At 66.6% G+C, this 20,114-nt stretch carries 20 protein-coding genes; 9 read left to right on the top strand and 11 right to left on the bottom strand.

The window, feature by feature from the left end; all coding sequences use genetic code 11:
- Positions 1 to 31 precede the first annotated feature (31 nt).
- The 4 genes from ACSFBL_RS00920 to ACSFBL_RS00905 all read left to right on the top strand — a co-directional run bounded on the left by ACSFBL_RS00920 (position 32) and on the right by ACSFBL_RS00905 (position 3,311).
- Positions 32 to 631, top strand: coding sequence for a VOC family protein (locus tag ACSFBL_RS00920; RefSeq protein WP_435513853.1), 600 nt, complete (start codon positions 32 to 34; stop codon positions 629 to 631).
- A 5-nt stretch (positions 632 to 636) separates the two neighbouring features.
- Positions 637 to 960 carry a putative quinol monooxygenase gene (locus ACSFBL_RS00915; RefSeq protein WP_435513852.1) on the top strand — a complete coding sequence of 108 codons (324 nt, stop codon included), beginning with the start codon at positions 637 to 639 and terminating at the stop codon, positions 958 to 960.
- Between the two features lie 147 nt (positions 961 to 1,107).
- Complete coding sequence (locus ACSFBL_RS00910; protein WP_435513851.1) at positions 1,108 to 2,343, top strand: porin; 1,236 nt, start codon at positions 1,108 to 1,110, stop codon at positions 2,341 to 2,343.
- 131 nt (positions 2,344 to 2,474) lie between these two features.
- Positions 2,475 to 3,311 (top strand): fumarylacetoacetate hydrolase family protein, encoded by an 837-nt coding sequence (locus ACSFBL_RS00905; RefSeq protein WP_435513850.1) that lies wholly within the window; start codon positions 2,475 to 2,477, stop codon positions 3,309 to 3,311.
- Here ACSFBL_RS00905 and ACSFBL_RS00900 read toward each other — a convergent pair.
- Positions 3,304 to 4,263: a LysR substrate-binding domain-containing protein gene (locus tag ACSFBL_RS00900; protein ID WP_435513849.1), complete on the bottom strand. Its 960-nt coding sequence runs from the start codon at positions 4,261 to 4,263 to the stop codon at positions 3,304 to 3,306. The two genes, ACSFBL_RS00905 and ACSFBL_RS00900, sit on opposite strands and share 8 nt — an antisense overlap.
- 245 nt (positions 4,264 to 4,508) lie before the next feature.
- On the opposite strand from ACSFBL_RS00900, the gene ACSFBL_RS00895 reads away from it, so the two are divergent.
- Together ACSFBL_RS00895 and ACSFBL_RS00890 are read left to right on the top strand one after the other, a co-directional pair.
- Positions 4,509 to 5,498: a Bug family tripartite tricarboxylate transporter substrate binding protein gene (locus ACSFBL_RS00895; RefSeq protein ID WP_435513848.1), complete on the top strand. Its 990-nt coding sequence runs from the start codon at positions 4,509 to 4,511 to the stop codon at positions 5,496 to 5,498.
- 17 nt (positions 5,499 to 5,515) lie between these two features.
- On the top strand, positions 5,516 to 6,553 hold the full coding sequence (locus ACSFBL_RS00890; protein WP_435513847.1) for an amidohydrolase family protein: 1,038 nt from the start codon (positions 5,516 to 5,518) through the stop codon (positions 6,551 to 6,553).
- 58 nt (positions 6,554 to 6,611) lie between these two features.
- Here the strand turns inward: ACSFBL_RS00890 and ACSFBL_RS00885 are convergent, their stop codons facing one another.
- From ACSFBL_RS00885 to ACSFBL_RS00855, 7 genes are all read right to left on the bottom strand, one after another.
- Positions 6,612 to 7,115: a MarR family winged helix-turn-helix transcriptional regulator gene (locus ACSFBL_RS00885; RefSeq protein ID WP_435513846.1), complete on the bottom strand. Its 504-nt coding sequence runs from the start codon at positions 7,113 to 7,115 to the stop codon at positions 6,612 to 6,614.
- A 173-nt stretch (positions 7,116 to 7,288) separates the two neighbouring features.
- The gene (locus ACSFBL_RS00880; protein WP_435513845.1) at positions 7,289 to 8,260 is read right to left on the bottom strand and encodes a glutathione S-transferase family protein; all 972 of its coding nucleotides are present in this window, start codon (positions 8,258 to 8,260) and stop codon (positions 7,289 to 7,291) included.
- Between the two features lie 132 nt (positions 8,261 to 8,392).
- Entirely contained in the window at positions 8,393 to 9,262 is an 870-nt protein-coding gene (locus ACSFBL_RS00875; protein WP_435513844.1) for a fumarylacetoacetate hydrolase family protein, read from the bottom strand.
- 23 nt (positions 9,263 to 9,285) lie between these two features.
- A complete protein-coding gene (locus ACSFBL_RS00870) occupies positions 9,286 to 10,554 on the bottom strand; it encodes an MFS transporter (RefSeq protein ID WP_435513843.1) in 1,269 nt (422 codons plus the stop codon).
- Between the two features lie 56 nt (positions 10,555 to 10,610).
- A complete protein-coding gene (locus tag ACSFBL_RS00865; protein ID WP_435513842.1) occupies positions 10,611 to 11,123 on the bottom strand; it encodes a flavin reductase family protein in 513 nt (170 codons plus the stop codon).
- A gap of 1 nt (position 11,124) precedes the next feature.
- The gene (locus ACSFBL_RS00860) at positions 11,125 to 12,036 is read right to left on the bottom strand and encodes a VOC family protein (protein WP_435513841.1); all 912 of its coding nucleotides are present in this window, start codon (positions 12,034 to 12,036) and stop codon (positions 11,125 to 11,127) included.
- Between the two features lie 19 nt (positions 12,037 to 12,055).
- Entirely contained in the window at positions 12,056 to 13,309 is a 1,254-nt protein-coding gene (locus ACSFBL_RS00855) for an acyl-CoA dehydrogenase family protein (RefSeq protein ID WP_435513840.1), read from the bottom strand.
- A 151-nt stretch (positions 13,310 to 13,460) separates the two neighbouring features.
- Here ACSFBL_RS00855 and ACSFBL_RS00850 point away from each other — a divergent pair, with 151 nt between their 5' ends.
- Entirely contained in the window at positions 13,461 to 14,507 is a 1,047-nt protein-coding gene (locus ACSFBL_RS00850) for an amidohydrolase family protein (RefSeq protein WP_435513839.1), read from the top strand.
- 39 nt (positions 14,508 to 14,546) lie between these two features.
- Here the strand turns inward: ACSFBL_RS00850 and ACSFBL_RS00845 are convergent, their stop codons facing one another.
- The 3 genes from ACSFBL_RS00845 to ACSFBL_RS00835 all read right to left on the bottom strand — a co-directional run bounded on the left by ACSFBL_RS00845 (position 14,547) and on the right by ACSFBL_RS00835 (position 17,309).
- On the bottom strand, positions 14,547 to 15,194 hold the full coding sequence (locus tag ACSFBL_RS00845; RefSeq protein ID WP_435513838.1) for a M48 family metalloprotease: 648 nt from the start codon (positions 15,192 to 15,194) through the stop codon (positions 14,547 to 14,549).
- 18 nt (positions 15,195 to 15,212) lie between these two features.
- On the bottom strand, positions 15,213 to 16,487 hold the full coding sequence (locus tag ACSFBL_RS00840) for a trans-sulfuration enzyme family protein (RefSeq protein WP_435513837.1): 1,275 nt from the start codon (positions 16,485 to 16,487) through the stop codon (positions 15,213 to 15,215).
- Between the two features lie 81 nt (positions 16,488 to 16,568).
- Positions 16,569 to 17,309 (bottom strand): sterol desaturase family protein, encoded by a 741-nt coding sequence (locus ACSFBL_RS00835; RefSeq protein WP_435513836.1) that lies wholly within the window; start codon positions 17,307 to 17,309, stop codon positions 16,569 to 16,571.
- A 268-nt stretch (positions 17,310 to 17,577) separates the two neighbouring features.
- Here ACSFBL_RS00835 and ACSFBL_RS00830 point away from each other — a divergent pair, with 268 nt between their 5' ends.
- Both ACSFBL_RS00830 and ACSFBL_RS00825 read left to right on the top strand, forming a co-directional pair.
- On the top strand, positions 17,578 to 18,855 hold the full coding sequence (locus ACSFBL_RS00830) for an MFS transporter (protein ID WP_435513835.1): 1,278 nt from the start codon (positions 17,578 to 17,580) through the stop codon (positions 18,853 to 18,855).
- Between the two features lie 126 nt (positions 18,856 to 18,981).
- Positions 18,982 to 20,028: a catalase family peroxidase gene (locus tag ACSFBL_RS00825; protein WP_435513834.1), complete on the top strand. Its 1,047-nt coding sequence runs from the start codon at positions 18,982 to 18,984 to the stop codon at positions 20,026 to 20,028.
- Positions 20,029 to 20,114 lie beyond the last annotated feature (86 nt).

Raw genomic sequence — 20,114 nt, 5'->3', positions numbered from 1 at the left:
CATCGCGTCACCCCAACATAGAGGAGACACCTTGACCGCGAAAACCGCCCCCAACCTGATGTTCAGCCACATGGGGCTGAGCGTGAAGAACATCGCCGCCATGGAGGCGTTCTACGCCGGCGTGCTCGGCTTCACCGTGACCGACCGCGGCGATGCCGAAGGCATGGACCTGGTGTTCCTGTCGCGCAGCCCCGACGACCATCACCAGATCGTGCTGGCCACCGGCCGCCCGGACCAGTTGCCCGCCAACACCGCCAACGCGCAGTTCGGTCCGAGCATCAACCAGATCTCCTTCAAGATGGGTTCGCTCGACGACCTGCGCGACATGCTGGGCCGGCTCGAGGCCGCGGGCGGCGGCAACCTGTTCCCGGCCAACCACGGCATCGCGTGGAGCATCTACGCGCACGACCCCGAGGGCAACAACCTGGAGTTCTTCGTCGACACCGACTGGTACATCACGCAGCCCTTCCTGATCCCGCTGGACTTCAGCCAGAGCAACGAGGACATCGTCGCCCTGACGAAGTCGCTGTGCGAGAAGAGCGAAGGCTACGAGCCCTACGGCGACTGGCGCCAGCGCGTCGCACGGCGCATGACGCGCTTCGTTCCGGCCCGTCCGGCTTTCGGGGGCTGAGCGCCATGTGGATCCGCTCCGCGTTCTGGGTCGGCCAGGCCAGGCCCGGCATGGAAGAGAAATTCGAGGCGCTGATGAACCGGTCGCTGGTTCCCGGGCTGCGCGCGCTGCCCGGCGTGCGCAATGCACGGGCGCTCTGGCCGAGGAAGCGCGAAGACAACCCGCCCGACATCTGCTGCCAGATCGTCGTCGACTTCGAAAGCCGCGCCGACATCGACCGCATGCTCGCCTCGCCGGAGCGCGCCGCGTTTCGGCCGAAGGTGCTTGAAGCGATCGCCCTGTTCGACGGCCAGTTCAGCCACATCGACTACGAGGTCGGCGTGAGCTGACAAGGCCTCCGGGCCACCCCCCACCCGCACGCAACTGCACACCGCTCGCGCTCCCTGACGGGACGCGATGGGCCGGCTCGCGCCCGAAGAACGAACGGAGTCGCGACTTCCTTTCGACAGCCATCAGAAAAAAGAGAGACAACGGAAATGAAGAAGACATTGGTATCACTGGCATTCCTGGGCTTCGCGGGCGCTGCGCTCGCCCAGTCCTCGGTCACCCTGTTCGGCATCGTCGACACGGGTGTGAGCTACTACAGCATGAAGAGCGACAACGTCGGCGCCATCACGCCGGCCCGGGCGCCATCCATCACGCTCAGCCAGACCGCGATGACCAGCGGCAACTTCGTGCCGAGCCGCTGGGGCTTTCGCGGCACGGAGGACCTCGGGGGCGGCTTTGCCGCGAACTTCTGGCTCGAGTATTCGCTCAATGCCGACGACGGGACGATGCCGCTCAATGCGCGGCGCACGACCGTAAGCCTGTCCGGCCCCTACGGCGAGGTGCGCCTCGGACGCGACATCACGCCGACCTTCTGGGTCGACACGGTAACGGACCCCTTCCTGAATGCCGGTGTTGGCGCCAACCTGATCGGCATGGTGAATGCGCGCATCGCCGTGTTCACCGCGCTGCCGGGCGGCGGGCTGCTCAACGGACCGTTCGGTGGGCCAGCGAACTACATCTTCGCGAACAACACCATCGGCTACTTCACGCCGGCCACGTTGGGCGGGTTCTATGGCCAGGCGATGGCCAACTTTGCCGAGAACGTGAACAGCTCGCTCCAGCCCGACACACCTTCCAAGCGCGGCCAGGTCACCGCCGGCCGCGTCGGCTATGCCGACGGCAAGCTCGACGTCTCCACCAGCTACGAGGTCAGCACCGCGATCGACGCGGTCGCGCCCTACACCAGCCCGCTGACCAACACCAAGATCACGACGGTCAATCTCGGCGCCACCTACGACTTCGGCTACGTCAAGCTCTACGGCGAGATCTCGCGTGCGACCGTGGACTCGAAGTTCGCGCTGCCCGGCGCAGCCGCGTCGAGCTCGAACGACTACGACGGCGCGATGGTCGGCATCTCCGCGCCGTTCGGCCCGCTGCGGCTGAGGGCCAGCTATGGCTACGTCAAGTTCAGCACCGACGCGCCGCTGTTGTCCGCGATCAACCAGGATGCCTCGATTTCCAAGTTCTCCCTGGGCATGACCTACAGCCTGTCGAAGCGAACCTTGCTCTATGCGACTGCGGCCTTCGCCAACATCAAGAACGGCAAGAGCGATCCGATGGTGATGGGCGTGCCGCCGCAACCGACGGGTGCGTTCGTTGCCGCGGCCGGCTATGCGCCCGCCTCCGCCCGGGGTTATGACCTGGGCATCAGCCACTCGTTCTGATGATCCAAGGTGGCGCGCGGCCAAGGCGCGCCGATTCGGCTCCTGCGCGTCAACCACGCGCGGGGCCTTGCAGGGCCAGGACTTCCCGCAATGGATCCCGGCCCTTTTTTCTTTTCAAGAAAGCTGACGATATGAAGTTGTTTCGCCACGGCCAGCCCGGCCACGAAAAAGCGGGTGCACTGGACGGGGAAGGCCGGATGCGCGACCTCTCGCTGCTGGTGCCCGACCTGACGCCCGACTGGCTGTCTCCCGACAAGCTGCAGGCGCTGGCCGCCATCGAATTGAAGCGCATGCCCCTGGTGCCGGACGGCACCCGCATCGGCGTGCCGGTGGCCGGCGTGCGGCAGTTCGTGGCCATCGGCCTCAACTATCGCAAGCATGCGATGGAAGCCGGGCTGGACCTTCCGCCCGAACCGGTCGTGTTCACCAAGGCCATCACTTCGCTGGCGGGTCCCGATGACGACGTCGTGCTGCCGGAAGGTTCGGTCCAAGGCGATTGGGAAGTCGAGCTGGGCGTGATCATCGGCAGCCTGGCGCGACAGGTGAGCGTCGAGCGCGCGCTCGACCATGTGGCCGGCTATGTGCTGGCCAACGATGTGTCCGAGCGCGACTGGCAGATCAAGCGCGGTGGTCAGTGGGGCAAGGGCAAGAGCTTCGACGGCTTCGGCCCGATCGGCCCGTGGCTGGTGACCACCGACGAGATGCCCGATCCGCAGCGCATCGAACTGGCGCTGGCCGTGAATGGGGAAGCGCGGCAACGCAGCAGCACCGCCGACATGATCTTCGGCGTGGCCGAAATCGTGTCGTACCTGAGCCGTTTCATGACGCTTCTGCCGGGCGACGTGGTCATCACCGGCACGCCCGAAGGCGTGGGCCTGGGCATGAAGCCGCCGCGCTTCCTGCAGCACGGCGACGTGATGACGCTGTCGGGCGGCCCGCTGGGCACGCAGCGCCAACAGGTCAGGTGAAGGACGCGGCGGCGCGGCGCGACGCGGCAAGCTGGCCCGGCGGCGGGATCTCGATCGTGGCGTCCACGTGCCGGCTCGCGCGCCGGATCATGTCGCAGAAGTAGTCCGCCGCCGGCGTGAGCGGGAGGCTGTTGCGTCGCACGATGCAGATCGGCGGCGAGGGCAGCCGCTCGGCCACGTGGATGGGCTGCAGCGCATCGCGGAACAGCGGCGTCTGCGTCCACTGGATGGGCAACAGCATCAACAGGTCGGAATAGGCGACGGTGAAAAGGAAGGTCAGCGCCGACTTGGCCTGCACGATCAGGCGCGGTGGCGGCAGGCCATGGCTGGCGAAGAGCGGTGCGAGCTCTTCCTCGGCCCGGTAGGTGACGGAGGTCGTCACCCACTCGGCGTCCACCAGGTCGCGCAGCGATTTCGCGTTGGCCAGCGGGTGGCCGTGCCGGCCGACGATGACGCGGTAGCTGTCCATCAGCTTCTCGGCGGTCAGCTCGCCGGAGACCTCGCCCAGTGTCGGGCCCACATAGCAATCGACGATGCCGTCTTTCAGTTCGGCTTCCACGCTGGGCAGGAGGCCATCGATGATGTTGAGTTGCACGTTGGGAAAGCGTTGGCGGAACGCGGCCATCGCGCTGGGCAGCATCGCCATGTGCGCCACGCCCGACAGGCAGACGCAGATGTGGCCATTCATCTCGCCGCGCAACTGGTCGAGCTCGCTGCGAGCGCGCTCCAGTTCGCAGTGCACCGCGCGGGTGCGGCGCAGGAACACCTCGCCCATCTTGGTCAGCGAGACGCCCTTGGCGCGGCGCTCGAGCAGCACGACGCCCAACTCCTTCTCGAGCTCCTGGATGCTTCGCGTGATGGCGGGTTGTGTGACGTCGAGCTGGCGCGCGGCGGCCCGAAGGCTGCCGCGTTCGGCAACGGCCATGAAATCGCGGAGGGAATTGAGCTTCATGCGCTGTGCGTGCGTGTCGAATGGATGCGCAAGACTAAGCTGTGGCGCGCGTTTTGTATCTCCGTGCGAGCCCTCGGTCGAGGGCCCGGTGCTGCATTGGCGACAACCGGGTTCGCAGTTCGGACTCGAGCGCCTTGCCGGCGCTGCTGATTCGTTTTCGGCATCGACCTGCCGAAAATGCGATCTGTCGACATGAGGATCGGCTGCGTACCATCGCCTTCCAAGAACGACGGAGACAGAAACAGGTGAACGCGATCACACGACGCAAGGCCATGCTCATGGCCTCGGCCATCGCCTGTGGCGGTCCGGCCATGGCCCAGTCCGGTGCGGCGGCCTTTCCATCACGCGCCGTGACGCTGGTCGTGCCCTTCACGGCGGGCAGCGGCAGCGACACGATCTCGCGCATCATCGGGCCGCGCCTGGGCGAGCTGTGGAAGCAGCCCGTGGTGGTCGACAACCGACCGGGTGCGAGCGGCAACCTGGGCGCCGACCGCGTGGCCAAGGCGCCACCCGACGGCCAGACGCTGCTGATGGCCATCAATACCCTGGCGGCGACGCCATCGCTGTACAAGTCGCTTCCCTACAACCCGGCCACCGACTTCACACCCATCGCGCGGCTCGCGACCGCAGGCTTCGCGTTGATCGTCAACAAGAACCTGCCGGTGAACGACATGCGCTCGTTGCTGGCGTACATCAAGAGCCACCCGGCCGGCTCGCTGAACTATGCATCGCCCGGGAACGGCACGCCGCATCACCTGGGCATGGAACTCATGAAGTCCGCGCTCGGCATCGAGGTGGTCCACGTGCCGTACAAGGGCTTCTCCGGCGCGCTGACGGACACGATGGGCGGGCAGGTGCAGATGATGCTGGCGACGGTGCAGTCGGTGCTGCCGCAAGTGCAGGCCGGCAAGGTCCGCATGCTGGGCGTGACCGGGGCCGAACGTTCGCCGCTGGTGCCGGACGTGCCCACCTTTCGCGAGCAGGGCATCCCGGCGCTGGAAGGCGTGGACGCGTGGTACGGCGTGTTCGGCCCCGCAGGGATGCCGGCGCCGTTGGTGGAACGCCTGAACCATGACTTCCTGCAGGTGATGCAGCAGGACGACGTCCGCAGGAAGCTGGCCGACCTGGGCCTGACGGTCAGGACCAGCAGTCCGGCCGAATTGCGCCAGCTGATGGCTTCGGACATCGCGCGCTGGAAGAAGGTGGTGGCAGACGCCCACATCGAAGCCGAATAAGGAAGCAAGAGAAAACCATGAGTCAACCCGAAGTCTTCATCGACATCTACAACCACGTCATGCCGCTGCAATACCTCGAGAAGGTCCAGCAGCTCGGCAAGGACGCCGGCATGGTCAAGCGCATGACCACCCTGCGCATGCTGTGGGACATCGAGGCGCGTGTCGAGATGCTGGACCAGTTCCCGCAGGTGCAGCAGGTGCTGAGCCTGGCGGTGCCGTCGCCCGAGATGCTGGCCGGACCCGACGCGTCGCCGGCGCTGGCGCGCATCGCCAATGACGGCATGGCCGAGATGTGCCGGAAGTGGCCGCACAAGTTTCCGGCGTTCACTGCCACCTTGCCGATGAACAACCCCGAGGCCGCGCTGGTCGAGATGGACCGCGCCATCGGCGAGCTGGGCGCGAAGGGCGTGCAGGTGCTGACCAACGTGAACGGGCGGGCGCTCGACCATCCGGAGTTCTTTGCCGTGTTCGAGCGGATGGCGAAGCACCATCGCCTGCCGGTGTGGATGCACCCGGTGCGGCCGGCGACCAAGGCCGACTACATCGACGAGGAGAAGTCGAAGTACGAGATCTGGCAGGTACTGGGCTGGCCCTTCGAGAGCAGCGTGGCGATGTCGCGCATGGTGTTCTCGGGCCTGTTCGACAAGCTGCCGGAACTCAAGCTGATCACGCACCACTGCGGGGGCATGTTGCCGTATTTCGGGGGGCGGGCGGAGACACTCTGGGCGCAGCTCGGATCGCGCAGCGCGGACAACTCGGAGGCCGATGTGCTGAAGAACCTGCGCAAGGCGCCGATCGACTACTTCAAGATGTTCTACGGCGACACGGTGCTCAACGGCTCGACCGCGGCGCTGAAATGCGGCCTGGACTTCTTCGGTCCCGACCACGTCGTCTTCGCGAGCGACTGTCCCTTCGATCCGGAAGGCGGCCCGATGTTCATCCGTGAGGGCATGCGGTCCGTGCGCGAAGCGGGCCTGTCGAGCGCGGACCTGCGCAAGGTCTGCTGCGGCAATGCGTTCTCGCTGATGCGCCTGGTAGATCAGGCGAAGGATTGAACCGGCCCGCCTTCGGGCGAGGCATCGTTGCCGCGCCGAGTGCGGCGCCCCTCGGGCGTCAGTCGGCCGCCCCGCGCCGCTTCACCCGGCGCGCCACCGTCAGCTTCCGGTTCACGTCGGTCGTCGCCTCGGTGCTGTCGACCAGGTTGTGATAGATCGCGTGCAGCGTGCGCAGGGTCGTCTCGACATCCGCCTTGGACACGCCCTTGACCGATGTTTCCTCGATCCGATGGCCGTGGGGTGAGAGTTCCTTCACGAGCGCCAAGCCGGCGGGCGTCAGCGCCAGCACCATCGCGCGCTTGTCGGCGCTCGACGCCACGCGCTCTACCAGGCCGCGCTTCTCGGCGGCGACCACCGATCGCGACAGGTACGACAGCTCCGCGCCGGTGTGGTTGGCCAGGTCGGTGAGCGACTGGTTGTTCTCGAAGTTCAGCGCCGCCAGCACCCGCCACGTCTGCAGGTTGACGCCATGCACCTTGAGGTCGTCGCTGAAGCGGGCCGCAATGATGCTGGCCGCGCGATTGAGCAGGTAGCCGACCGACCTGTCGAGGTCGTAGAACACACCGTGTCCGGTGCGCTGGGGAACGCGCTTGGCGGGGAGTGGCTTGGCTGCGGATGGAGGGGAAGGGCTGCGCGGCATGTCGGAGACGGGGGTACTGCCCTCCAGATGAACTGGAGTGGCCGGAAGCTTAAACCACGGCGCGGCATCGATCGCATGGTGTTGCCGGCACGGGCTCAGAACAAGGCGCCGGGCCAGTCGACGATGGCCTGCCGGATGGCATCGAGGCTTCTCGTGCGCTCGGCGAACTTGGCGACGGCCGGCCGGGCGCCGTCCTTCCAGAACGTGTCGGCGCCGAGGTTGTGCATGCGCATCAGCTCGACGCCCCAGAACAGATCGGCCATGGTGACGTGCTCGGCGAGCAACCACGCGGTCGTCGATGCGCTGAGCTTCTGCTCGAGCGAGAGGCAGGCCAGCTCGGCCTGGTCGTAGGCATCGCGCATCGCGGATTCCGTGAAGAGCTGTTGCGCCGCATCGAGCTCCTTGGACCGTTTGGCCGTGTAGGCACGCACCAGGGCTTCCTCGTCAGCACACTGCGCAAGGTAGCGGTCGCAACGCTCGACCTTGCCCATGGCGAAGGCGACGCCCGTCCTGCCGCGCAGTGCCCCTGGCCTCTGGTCCCGATCGGGCGGCAGGCCGTTCAACATCTGGTAGTTCGGCAGGTTGTCGATGAGGTCGATTTCTTCATCGATGCGAGCCGCCAGGCGTTCAGGGCGCAGCCTTGTCGGGGCGTCCCGCATGGCGGCGTCGAGGTGGTTGCAGATCCGCTTGGAGTCGACCACGATCTCGCCCGTCTCCCAGTCGATCAGCGTCGGGACCACCGCGGCATCGCAACCGCCTCCGAATGACACCGACGTGCTGCCCGCGTGCCGGCTCACCAGCGCGGCGCCCATGTCGTCGCATCCGAGGATCCGCAGCCGGACATAGGCCGGCAGGTAGGTCTGCCCGCCGAACAGGTCCATCGCGTGCGATCGGTAGGCCTGTCCGTGGTGCGCCAGCACGGCGCGGACCTTCTGCGAGCAGATGGAATTCGCCGCACTGAACAGCTCGAAGCGTGGACTGGTCAGCTCGTCTGGCCCGATCAGTTCGCCTTCGCTGTTCAGGGCGTTGCGTGCATCGGCGACCAGGGCTTGCAAGTTGGGTTTCATGTTGTCGTGCGCGTAGCTTGTGCTTTCAGGGATGGGGATCGTAGGCAGCGGGCTCCGCATGCAGAAGATGCAAAGAAGCGCTCACCGATCAGGCGGTGGCATCGATGAGACGACGACCGCGGTTTCAACCCGTCATGCAGGCTCGGCAACGACGCGATTCACGAGCGTGCCGAGGCCGTCGATCTGCGCACGCACGACGTCGCCGACCTTGAGGAACGAGGGCGGTTCCATCGCCACGCCGACGCCGGAAGGCGTCCCGGTGGCCAGCAGGTCGCCCGGCTCCAGCGTGAAGGCCGTCGACAGGTAGGCGATCTGGTCGGCCACGCGGTGGATCATCGAGCCGACCACGTCGTCCTGGCGCAACCGGTCGTTCACCCACAGCCGAAGGCGCAGCGCGTCGAGGTCCGCGATCTCGTCCGGCGTGACGATCCACGGCCCGGTAGGTCCGGTGGTGTCGAAGGACTTGCCGACCGTCATGGTCGGCACGGCCAGTTGCCAGTCGCGCACCGAGACATCGTTGCAGACCATGTAGCCGGCAATGACGTCGAGCGCGTCCTCGCGGCGGACGTGGCGGCAGCGCTTGCCGATCACGACGCAGAGCTCGACCTCGTAGTCGAGCTTGTCGGAGACCCGCGGCAGGTGCACGTCGCCGTGGGGACCGTTGATGCACGACACCTGCTTGTTGAACCACACCTGCGTAGGGGGCGTCTTCACGCCGACCTTGGTCGCTTCCTCGACGTGCTTCCTGTAGTTCATGCCCAAGGCAAGGAACTTGGACGGGTTGGGCACTGGCGCAAGGAGTTTGACGCTCGCGAGTGGCAGCGTTCGGGCGGAATCTGTCGCGATGGCCTTTGCCTTCGCGAGCGCCTCGGGCCCGGCCTTCAGCAGTTCGAGCATGGTCGTGGGCAGTGACGCGTCGTTGGCGGGCAGGTCGATGACGAGGTCGCCTTCGAGCCTGGCGATCGAGGTCTTGCCTTCGTGGGAGTAGGTGATCAGTTTCATGAGTCTTGGGAACAAGAGAAATATCAGGCCGTGCGGGCGAGCGGCGCGGATTCGCCGGACGGCGCAGCGGCTGTCGACGTGGCGTGTTGCACCGGATATGCATAGCGCCTCGGCAGCCGAAGCAGGGCCAGCGCCGCCAGCGCCAGTGCGACGACGAAGCCCATCAAGGCCACACGGTAGGAACCCGTGCCATCGAAGGTCGCGCCCATCACGAAGGGACCAACGCCGCTGCCGACAGTGAAGACCGCGAACAGGTAGCCGTACACCTGGCCGAAGGCGCGCAAGCCGAAGTAGCGGCTTTGCAGGTACCCGATCAAGTCGACCTCGGCGCCGAGGCCCAGGCCGACCATCACCGCGCCCAGGGTCGTGAGCGCGGGGTCCGAACTGGCGAGCAAGGTGATCACGCCCGTCATCGGGATCAGGATGAAGGCGATCGCCACATAGGGCGCGAAGAAGCGGTCGAGGAAGTAGCCGCAAACGAGCCGGCCCAGGATCAGCGAAGCGCCGATGCTCGAGAAGATGCTCACAGCCTGCTGCGGCGCAATGCCTCGATCGGTCAGCAACGGCACCAGGTGGACGATGATGCCGTTGGCCACGACCGGGATGCAGAGGAAGACGAACGCCAGGATCCAGAAATCGGGCGTGCGCACGACGTCTCTGGCGTTGAGGCCAGGAAGGGCGAGCGACGGCGCCGCGGACGCATCGCGCTGGCGCGCGGGCTCGCCGATGAACAGCGCCACCGCGGGGAACGCGATCACGAAGACGGTCGCGCCCAGCGCGACGTAGGCGCCGCGCCAGCCGAACTGGTCGAGGTAGACCTGCGCGAGCCGCGGCACCAGCGCGGTACCCAGGCCCACGCCCGTCATCGCAATGCCCATGGCCAGCCCGCGCCGGCGGTCGAATGCGGCTGCGATCGACTTGGCATAGGGCAGGGGTGCCTGGCCCGCACTGAAGAGACCGAGCACCGAGAACATGCCGATGAACACGGCGGCCACGCCCGGCGCCAGCGCCATCGCAGCGGTGGACAGCGCAAACAGCGTGATCGATGCCAGGGTGATGGGCTTGACGCCATGCCGGTCGATCAGCTTCCCGATGACCGGTGTGAACGCGGCTGCGCAGAGCGAGCCGATCATCACGGCGGCCGAGAGCACGCTGCGGTTCCAGCCGAACTCCGCCATGATCGGCTTCATCATCACCGACGCCGAGAACTGCAGCACCGTGACGTTGCCGACGACGAGGCCGAGCACGGAGCCCAGCACGATCCACCAGGGGTTGCGAAATTGAGTGCGCATGTCGAGTCTCCGAATCGTTGTTGTGGACCAGGGCCGCACGCGGCGGCCGGTGGCTGTCAGGCCGCGCGGGCGTCTTCGACGAAGCGGCCCGCGTGGAACACCAGCGGCGCACTGCTCTGGTAGGTGAAGCGTTCCACCTGGCCGAAGAACATCACGTGGTCGCCGCAGTCCGTCATTGCCGACTTGCGACATTCGAAGCGTGCCAGCGCATTGGCCAGCACCGGCACGTTGCCGATGCCCTGCTGCAATTCGCCTTCGAGCAGGGCGAACTTGTTCTCCGACGGCTTCGCGAAATGCATGGCGATGTGCTGCTGGTCGGCGGCGAGCACGTGCACCGCGAAGTACGCGGCGGCCGAGAAGGCATTCAGGCTCGGCGCCTTGCGACCGAGGCACCAGGCGACGAGCGGCGGATCGAGCGAGACGGAGCTGAACGAATTGACGGTGAGCCCGGCGGCGCGGCCGTCCTGGCCGATGGTGGTGACCACGCAGACGCCGGTAGCAAATCGACCGAGGGCGTTGCGCAACTCGCGGGGATCGACCGATTGCGGTGCGGTGTGGATCGTGTGCATTTCAGTTCACCTCGCTGGTTTCGAAGGGCGCATTGGCGCCGGCGCCCGTGAAGCAGCGAGGATCCCTGATGGAACCCCATTGGTCCAGCCACTCGGGCGCCAGTGGCAATTCGCGCGGCTCGCGCGCGCAAGTCTCGGGAAAGGCTTCCATGCCGAAGCTGTACTCCATCGTGAGTCCGTCCGGGTCGAGGAAGTAGAGGAACAGGCTGTCGGACGCCGGATGCCGCCCTGGCCCGAAGACCACCGCCGAATCGGCCTTGCGCAGCCGGCTCAGCGCGCGGCCCACGTCGTCCACCTCCGTCACCATGAAGTTGACGTGGTGCAGGCTGTGCTGGTTGAACTTGGCGATGCCGATGCCGTGGTGGTAGGGGTTCGGCCAGCAGCGCAGGAAGGTGATCATGTCGCCGACCGAATCCGAGACCTTGAAGTTGAGCACTTCGCGCCAGAAGCGCAACGCGGCTTCGGGCTGCGGCGTGTTGAAGACCACGTGGCCGAGCCGCTGAATGCGCGCCACGGTCGGCTTGAAGGGGCGCGCTGAATCGTCCTCGGGCACATAGAACTCGATGACGGCGCCGACAAGGGGTTCGAAGATGCGGACCGCGCGCTTCTGCTTGCGTGCTTCGCAGGCCTGCGGGGGCATCTCGTGCGCCTCGATGCCGGCCTGGTCGAGGCGAACCAGCAGCGGTTCGAACTGCGCCATGCTCTCGAGCATGAAGCCGGCGCAGCGGAGGCCGGCGCTGGCGGCCGAATGGAGTGCCAGGCTGTGGTGGTCCTGGTCGCAGCGGAACAGGACTTCGCCTTCCGCGCCGATGCCGACGTACTGCAAGCCGACCACTTCTTCGTAGTAGCGGCGCGAGCGCCCGAGGTCGGTCACGTTCAGTTCGATGCGACCGAGTTTCTGGTAACGGATCATGTTCGTCGCTCCGTGTGATTCAGTACTGCCCGCGCGGCGGCAGGCCCAGGCGCATTTGGCCGTACATGGTCGAGACCGTGTGCCAGTTGACGCTGATGTGATGTGCCACCGCATTGATGTCCCGCCATGCGCGCTGCACGCCGCTGTCGAGCTGGATGCCGGTGCCGCCGACCACGTCGTACAGGCCGTTGATCGCGCTCACGCAGAGCCGCACGGCATAGGCGTGGCCGCGGCGGAACTCGATGCGCTGTTCGACGCTGGGCCTGTCGTCGCAGACCGTCATGTCCGACACGGCGCGCAGGTCGCGTTGCAGGATCAGCTGCGCCGCATCGACGGCCGCTTCGGCTTCGGCGACGGCCGTCTGCACGTGGCCGAAGTTGGCGATCGTGTGGCCGCCGCCGACGAAGGCGCCACGCGTGGCACGTGCGGCAACGGTCTCGACGAACTCGTCGATGGCACCGCGCAGCGCAGCCACCGCGGGGTTTGCCAGCAGCGGCGGAAATCCGCTCAGGAAGGGCACGCGGTACAACGGCGCCCGGTTCGCCTGCGCGCCCGGCGCTTCCTGCTCGAGGACTTCCCGGAAACCCACGGTGCGGTGCGCTGGCACGAAGATCTCGTCCTCGATCCCGATGTCCTTGCTGCCGGTGCCTGCCAGTCCCACGGTGTGCCAGTTGTCGATGACGCGGTACTCGCGCTCGTGCACCAGCAGGAAGATGGGCCGCGGCGGCTGGCCTTCACCCGTGTCGACCATGGCACCGAGCGAAAGCCAGCTTGCGTTGTCGCAGTTGCTCGCGAAGCCCCAGCGGCCCTTCAGCATGAAGCCGCCGTCGACGGGGCGTGCCTTGCCGGTGGGGGCGATGCAGGAAGCGGCCACCGCGTCGGGCGAGTCGCCCCATACCTCTTCCTGGGCCTCGGCCGGGAACATGGCGATGACCCATGAGACGGCGGCGCTCAGCCCGTAGCACCAGCCGGTCGAGGTGCAGCCCCGGCCGACCTCGAAGGCCAGGCGGCGAAGGTCTTCGATGTCCAACTCGTAGCCGCCGAAGCGGCGTGGCTGGAGCACGCGGTACAGCCCGGCATCGCGCAGCATGTCGGTGACCTCGGCCGACACGCGGCGGTCCCGTTCGGTCTGTCGTGCGCGTTCGCGAACCACCGGGGCCAGCGCGGCGGCGCGCGTCAGAAGCTCGTCGAGCGACGGGGTTCGCACGAGGCCCACCTCCTGGGTGCGCGGAGGAAGGGTAGGGCGGGTCAGGGTGGCGGCGTCTGCAGTCATTGTCTGCTCCAAGAAAGTTGTTAAAGCAACCTTTTGCTGTGACCGGATTAGAAGACAATAAAGTTGCTTTTGCAATCATCGAAAGCAACTCCCGAACTAGGGAGTAACCCTTGGTCCGCACCTGCGACATCGCTCACCCTGGAGAAAAGACATGGAACCCGCCCAACCACGCTGGCGCTGCGGCTGCATCGACATCCACACGCACGTCATTCCGCACGATTTCCCGGCCTATGTCGGCAAGCGGCTCGACTCGCCATGGCCCTCGATGGCGCAGGCGCAGCCGTGCCATCGGCATGTGATGATCTCGGGCAAGGTGTATCGCACCGTGCCGCAGCAGAGTTGGGACATGGCGCTGCGGCGCGACGACATGGACCGCATCGACGTCGACCGCCATGTGCTGTCGCCGATGCCGGAGCTGCTTTCGTACTGGCTCGACGCCGATGACGGCGCCGTGCTGGCGCGCTATCTCAACGAGACACTGGCCGCGATGGTGGCCGATGCCCCGTCGCGCTTCAGCGCACTCGCTGCGGTACCCCTGCAGGACATCGGCCGCGCCATCGCGGAACTCGATCACGCGGTCAACACGCTGGGGCTTGCAGGCGTGGAACTCGGCAGCAACGTGAACGGCGTGGTCATCGGCGATCCGCGTTTCGAGCCCTTCTTCGACGCCGCCGAGGCTTGGGGTGCGGCGGTCTTCGTGCATCCGCTGCGGCCGGCCGGCATGGATCGCCTGGTCGGTCCGCCGCTCCTGGAGCAGATCGTCGGCTTTCCGGGGGAGATCGGCCTGGCCGCGGCCTCACTCGTCACCGGTGGCATCCTCGCGCGGCATCCGAAGCTGCGCATCGCGATGAGCCATGGTGCGGGGTCGATCCAGGCCCTGGTGACGCGGATGCAGTTCGCCTGGGAGGCGACGCAAGCGCTGCGCGACGCGATTCCGCTCGCGCCGAACGAGGCGGCCCGCAGGATGTTCTACGACGACCTGCTCTACGACGCGGCGGCCATCCGCGCGCTCGTCGCGATGGTGGGTGATACGCAGGTGATGATCGGCACGGACTACCCCTTCGCAGTGATGGATCGGGACCCGGCGGGGCGCGTGCGCTCGCTGGGTCTGGGCGACGACGTCGAAGAGGCACTTCGATGGAAGAACGCCACGCGTTGGCTTGGACTCAAGCGTTCCGAGACCGATGGGGATTCATGACCGCAGCGATCCGGCGGGCTGCGACGGCCGCGCCGAACGTCAGTTCGAGCTCAACGCACGCAAGGCCGCGAGGCGCTTGCGCGTGCCGGGGTGCGTCGCGGTGTCGTTGCGCAGGCCGAGGTCCATGAAGGCCGCGACCATATGCTGCTCCGGCAGGCCGAGGGCGCGCAGGGTTCTCAGGGCAAAGGCGTCGGCTTCGTATTCCTGCCGATAGGCCAGTGCCGAAGCATCACGGCCCAGGCGGTCCGCGACCGCATCGGTGTGTTGCTGCTCGACGAGGCCGGGCACCCATTTCGCGTAGACGAGCCCCATCTGCGACCAGTGGTCGAGCGCCACGTGCCCCAGTTCATGCGCAAGGATGAAGATGCGCTCGCCTTCGGGCAAATCCGCCAGCGCCACATTGGCCACCACGATGTGGCCTTGAAGCGTCTCGCCCACGACCTCGCCACGCACCACGCGCAACTCCGCCTTCGAGAGCGCGGGATCGGCGAGGCCGAGAAGGAGCTTGTCGAAGGACTCGCGCACTTTCAGGGCGCGCGGACTCGCCGCATCGGCGGGCGTCATGGCGTCGAGCTGCTTCTGTTGCGACAGCTGCAGCACGCCGATGATGTCGGGCACCGGGCGAGCGTCCTCGCAGCGGGCCGCACCGCAGGCCAGGACCATCCAGATCATCAGCAACCATCGCATGGACGCACTCCACGGCGCTCAAGTCGCAGGGCGCCCTTCCTGCTGCACTGCAACAAGCGTGCCAACGGGCCCCAGCGCTTCGTCGAGCGCGGCGTTGATATCTTCGATCAGGTCCGCCGGATCCTCCAGTCCAACAGATAGCCGCAGGTGCCCATACGTCCGGAACGCTTCCGGATAGCTTCTCGAGCCGCGACGCGCATCCTTTCCGACGTGCACGATCAAGGTCTCATCGTGGCCGAGCGACACCGCGGAGGTGATGAGGCGCAGACTCGCCACGAAGCGGTTCTGCAGCTCCGGCCCGCCTTCGAGGGCAAAAGCCATGACCGCGCCATGGCCCGAGCCGCCGAACTGGCGCGACGCCAAGGCATGCTGCGGATGCGATGCCAGTCCCGGATAGGCCACGAACGCGATGCGGTCGTCCTGGTCGAGGAACTCGGCGACCACCTGCGCGGTGGACAGGTGCCTCGACAAGCGCAGCGGCAGCGTGATGGAGCCGCGCATGATGAGCCAGGCATTGAAGGGCGAGATGGCGCCGCCGACGTCGACGAGCGCATCGTTCTTCAGTCGTCGGATCAGTTCCGCGCGGCCGATCACCGCGCCGCCCATCGCATCGCCGTGCCCGTTGATGTACTTCGTCAGCGCATGCGCGACGAGGTCGGCACCATGTTCGAGTCCGCGGAACATCGGGGGCGGCGTGAAGGTCGCGTCGATCGACAGCATGGCGCCGCCCGCATGGGCGATGGCGGCCAGCGCTGCGACGTCGGCGACCTTGGTGGTCGGATTGGCGATCGTCTCTGCGTGGACGAGCTTCGTGCCGGGGCGCATCGCGGCCCGAACCGCGGCGAGGTCGCTGATGTCGACGAATGTCGCCTCGATGCCGTAGCGCTGCGGAAGCAGTTCGCCGAATAGGCGGGCGACGGCCTCGTAGGTCACGTCGCTGACCACCACATGGTCGCCACTCTTCAGGAAAGTGAAGAAGATCGCGTGCAGGGCGGCCACGCCGGTGCAGAACACGGCGGCGTCCTCGCCGCGCTCCAGCGCTGCGAGCTTGCGCTCGAGACACAGCTGGTTGTGGCCCGAATTGCGCGTGTAGAAGAGCCTCTGCGAATCCGACCAGTCGAGCCCCGAGGGGTCGTCAGGCAACTCGTACGAGTTGGACATCACGATCGGGGTCACGATCGCGCCGGTCGTGGCGTCCGGGCTGTTCCCGGCGTGCACGGCCTGGCTGTCGAACGAGAGACTCGCGGGCTGCTTCTTGTCGGGTCGTTGCTTGTCGCTGCTGCTGCCGTCCATGAGATTTCTCCTGCGCCAATGAAGCGGTGACCGTCGCTCTACGACGCCGATTCGTGCGCACCGTCATCATCGAGTCGGCAGTCAGAGCCCGATCGTAAGCTTCGCGATGGGCACCTTCTCACCGATGCCGAACCTCAGCGTGTCAGGATGCGTGTCCTTCGGACTGGTGAACGTGCCGAACATCCTGTCCCATATTGACAGCAGGACACCGAAGTTGCTTCCATAGTGCAGTGGGTTGTCGCTGTGGTGGATGTGATGGCTTTGCGGCGTGACCAGTATCCAGTCGACGCCGCGCAGGCGCCAGCTCACGTTCATGTGCATCCAGCCGTTGGCCATCGCATAGAAGAAGAACAGGCCATTGGCCAGCCAGAAGGGCGACACGCCGAGAATCGGGCTGGCAAAGATGTAGGGAAGATTGAAGATCGTCTGCTGGAGGATGGAAGTCCTGTTGCCCGCCAGCCAGTACATGTGGGTTGGCGAATGGTGCCAGCGGTGCACGCCCCACAGGGGCTTGAGGTGCACCAGCCGGTGCATCCAGTAGGCGCCAAAATCCGCGACCAGCAGGTAGAGCAGCACACGCGCCGGGAGCGGCCAGGATCCTATGACTGCGGGCCAAGGGCCTTGGACAGCCGTCCAGATATTCAGGTAGCTGGCCGCCTGCCGGGTCACGAAGGCGAAGAACAGCACGGTGATCAGGTCCGCGAGCAAGACCTTGCGCCATTCGATCCGCCGTGCGCCCCAGCGCCACTCGATCCAGCCGAAGACCGCGATTTGAATTGAGAAGAGCAGGGCCAGGAAGATGAACTGCCGAAAGGTAATCATCGATCGGCGCCACCGAGGATGAATCGAGGCTTGGCGGCAATGACAAAGTGAAGCGCACTCTCGGAGGGCCAGCGAAGGCTCATGACACGTGAGGCAGTAGCTTGCATGTCCGATGGGGTTTGCCCCGGGCGCATGAACTCGCCGCCGACGGTCGATTTGCGGAATCCGTCACGGTTGGCCTGTTTGCCTGCCCGGATCGAGTCGCGATGGCTCCCATCGCCACATGGCATGCGCGCGCCTGCGGCAGCGGCGGGACAATTCGGGACTCATGGCAGCCACGACATCCGACGATCCCACCCAAGCTGTCCGCACCCACCCCGACGCGGCTCCCGAACACTGGCGGCGCAACCTGGCCGTGTGCATGTTCGGCTCCTTCACCACCATCGTGGCGATGACGCTGCTGCTGCCCTTCCTGCCGCTCTATGTCGAGCAACTCGGCGTGCACGATCACGCGGCGATCGTGCAATGGTCGGGCGCGGCCTATGGCGCCACGTTCCTGAGCGCAGCGCTGGTGGCGCCGCTGTGGGGACGGCTCGCCGACCGCTACGGGCGCAAGCTGATGCTGATCCGCGCCAGTCTCGGCATGGCGGTGGCGATGGCCCTGATCGGCCTCGCACAGGACGTCTGGCAACTCGTCGGGCTGCGCCTTCTTGCCGGATTGCTGGGCGGCTACGCCTCGGGCTCGACGGTGCTGATCGCGACCCAGACGCCGAAGGAGCGATCGGGCTGGGCGCTTGGCACGCTGTCGTCCGCGATCATGGCCGGCAGCCTGGTCGGGCCGCTGATCGGCGGCGTGCTGCCGCCATTGATCGGTATCCGCTGGACCTTTTTCGGCGCCGGCGCGGTCATCTTCGTCGCCTTCCTCGCGACCCTGGTTCTGGTGCGCGAGGAGCGCCGGCCGCCGCGCGTGGCGAAGGCCGGGCGGCCGCCCGGCGGCTGGGCCGGCGTGCCGGACAAGCGCCCGGTGGCCGCCATGCTGCTCACCGGCATGCTGCTGATGCTGGCCAACATGTCGATCGAGCCGATCATCACCGTCTATGTCGCCCAACTGGTGGCCGATCCGCAGCGGGTGACGGTGGTGGCCGGGCTCGTGATGTCGGCCGCGGCGCTCGGGAGCGTGCTTTCGGCCGCGCATCTGGGGCGTCTGGCCGACCGGGTCGGCCACTGGAACGTGATCATCGGCTGCCTGGCCGTGTCTGCCGTGCTGTTGGTGCCGCAGGCCTTCGTGACCGCCGGCTGGCAACTGGTGCTGCTGCGCTTCCTGATGGGGCTGGCCCTCGGCGGACTGTTGCCTTGCATCGCGAGCGTGATCCGCCACAGCGTGCCGGAGGGCGTGGCCGGAAGCATGTTGGGCTATTCGATCTCGGCGCAATACACCGGGCAGGTGGTTGGCCCGCTGGTCGGCGGGTTCGTGGGCGGGCATTTCGGCATGCCGACGGTGTTCCTTGCGACCTGCGTGCTGATGGCGGCGGGCGCATGCTGGAACTGGTGGGCCCAGCGCGCCATCGTTGGCGGCGCGCGGCTGGGGTCGTCGACAGTTTCCTGACCCGCAGCGCTTCGAACGGCAGGCCTGCGCACGGATTCGCCAAATGAACCCCGTTCCGTCAAAGACGGGAGGGGCGGGCCCCCGGGAAGATGGTCGTCACGTCATCAACCATCGCAAGGAGCCCACATGCGCGACCAGGTCAATTACTCCGAGAACAAGCTCTGCCTTCGCGCGGCGCAACTGGGTGCAGGGACCGCCGTGGCGATCGCGGGGCTCATGGCTGTCGCCACGCCGACCGAGGCAGGCGCTGCCCCCGAATCCGTGGTTCCGAACCAGTCCCCTGGAGACCTCGTCGATGCGTTGCACGCGGCCTTCGGCGTCCACCACGCCCGCGCAGTCCATGCCAAGGGCGTCATCCTGAAAGGAACTTTCAGCCCGGACGCGAATGCCAGGTCGCTGTCGAAGGCGACGATCTTTGCGAGCGGCCCGTTGCCGATGACCGTCCGCTTCTCCGACTTCACAGGCATTCCCGATATCCCGGACACCATCCCCGAAGCCAACCCGCGAGGCTTCGCGGTCAAGGTGAAGGCGAAAGACGGTGAGGAATTCGATGTCGTCACCCACAGTTTCAACGGCTTCCCGACGTCGACGAGCGACGAGTTCGCCGCCCTGCTGCGCAGCATCGGTGCCTCGGGCGGCGATGCGCCCCCCCATCCCACGGCGGTGGAGCGGTTCCTGGCGGACCATCCGGTCGCCAAGACCTTCCTGACCACTCAGAAGCCACCGCCGGTTTCGTACGCGACGGCGGCCTACTACGGTGTCAATTCGCTCAAGTTCACCAACGGCGACGGCAAGTCGGTCTTCGTCCGATACCGCTTCGTGCCGCGCGACGGCGAGCACTACCTGACGACGGAGGCGCTGAAGGCGAAAGGACCGGGCTACTTGCGCGACGAATTGTCCCAACGGCTCGCCAAGGGCGCCATTGCCTTCGACTGGTTCGCCCAGATTGCCAGCGACGGCGACAGGATCGAGGATCCTTCGATCGCGTGGCCCGACGAACGAAAGCTGGTCAAGCTGGGGACACTTTCCGTCGTGACGCTCGCGGACGATGCAGCGACCGACAAGCAGACACTCTTCCTGCCGGGCGTGCCGCATGCAGGCATAGAGGCCGCGGACCCGATGCTCACGCTCCGTACCAGCGCCTACCCCCTGTCGTTCAGGGGGCGTCAGTAGAGCCCTGAGCGCCGGTCCCGCGGTGCCTTGACCGCGTTTTGTGTCAGCTGACATCCGTCGTCCGGAGAAATCGGCGGCAGGCAAAC

The sequence above is a fragment of the Variovorax glacialis genome (genome assembly GCF_051216375.1).
Lineage (GTDB): Bacteria > Pseudomonadota > Gammaproteobacteria > Burkholderiales > Burkholderiaceae_C > Variovorax.
The sequence above is the reverse complement of the archived record's forward strand: the minus strand, read 5'-3'. Positions and strand labels throughout refer to the sequence as shown.

Excerpts from the sequence above, each read along its gene's own strand:
- ACSFBL_RS00860 (WP_435513841.1), bottom strand. The coding sequence starts at position 12,036 with ATGATCCGTTACCAGAAACTCGGTCGCATCGAACTGAACGTGACCGAC.
- ACSFBL_RS00905 (WP_435513850.1), top strand. The coding sequence starts at position 2,475 with ATGAAGTTGTTTCGCCACGGCCAGCCCGGCCACGAAAAAGCGGGTGCA.
- ACSFBL_RS00850 (WP_435513839.1), top strand. The coding sequence starts at position 13,461 with ATGGAACCCGCCCAACCACGCTGGCGCTGCGGCTGCATCGACATCCAC.
- ACSFBL_RS00865 (WP_435513842.1), bottom strand. The coding sequence starts at position 11,123 with ATGCACACGATCCACACCGCACCGCAATCGGTCGATCCCCGCGAGTTG.
- ACSFBL_RS00825 (WP_435513834.1), top strand. The coding sequence starts at position 18,982 with ATGCGCGACCAGGTCAATTACTCCGAGAACAAGCTCTGCCTTCGCGCG.
- ACSFBL_RS00915 (WP_435513852.1), top strand. The coding sequence starts at position 637 with ATGTGGATCCGCTCCGCGTTCTGGGTCGGCCAGGCCAGGCCCGGCATG.
- ACSFBL_RS00910 (WP_435513851.1), top strand. The coding sequence starts at position 1,108 with ATGAAGAAGACATTGGTATCACTGGCATTCCTGGGCTTCGCGGGCGCT.
- ACSFBL_RS00870 (WP_435513843.1), bottom strand. The coding sequence starts at position 10,554 with ATGCGCACTCAATTTCGCAACCCCTGGTGGATCGTGCTGGGCTCCGTG.
- ACSFBL_RS00830 (WP_435513835.1), top strand. The coding sequence starts at position 17,578 with ATGGCAGCCACGACATCCGACGATCCCACCCAAGCTGTCCGCACCCAC.
- ACSFBL_RS00890 (WP_435513847.1), top strand. The coding sequence starts at position 5,516 with ATGAGTCAACCCGAAGTCTTCATCGACATCTACAACCACGTCATGCCG.
- ACSFBL_RS00840 (WP_435513837.1), bottom strand. The coding sequence starts at position 16,487 with ATGGACGGCAGCAGCAGCGACAAGCAACGACCCGACAAGAAGCAGCCC.
- ACSFBL_RS00855 (WP_435513840.1), bottom strand. The coding sequence starts at position 13,309 with ATGACTGCAGACGCCGCCACCCTGACCCGCCCTACCCTTCCTCCGCGC.
- ACSFBL_RS00880 (WP_435513845.1), bottom strand. The coding sequence starts at position 8,260 with ATGAAACCCAACTTGCAAGCCCTGGTCGCCGATGCACGCAACGCCCTG.
- ACSFBL_RS00845 (WP_435513838.1), bottom strand. The coding sequence starts at position 15,194 with ATGCGATGGTTGCTGATGATCTGGATGGTCCTGGCCTGCGGTGCGGCC.
- ACSFBL_RS00875 (WP_435513844.1), bottom strand. The coding sequence starts at position 9,262 with ATGAAACTGATCACCTACTCCCACGAAGGCAAGACCTCGATCGCCAGG.
- ACSFBL_RS00835 (WP_435513836.1), bottom strand. The coding sequence starts at position 17,309 with ATGATTACCTTTCGGCAGTTCATCTTCCTGGCCCTGCTCTTCTCAATT.
- ACSFBL_RS00900 (WP_435513849.1), bottom strand. The coding sequence starts at position 4,263 with ATGAAGCTCAATTCCCTCCGCGATTTCATGGCCGTTGCCGAACGCGGC.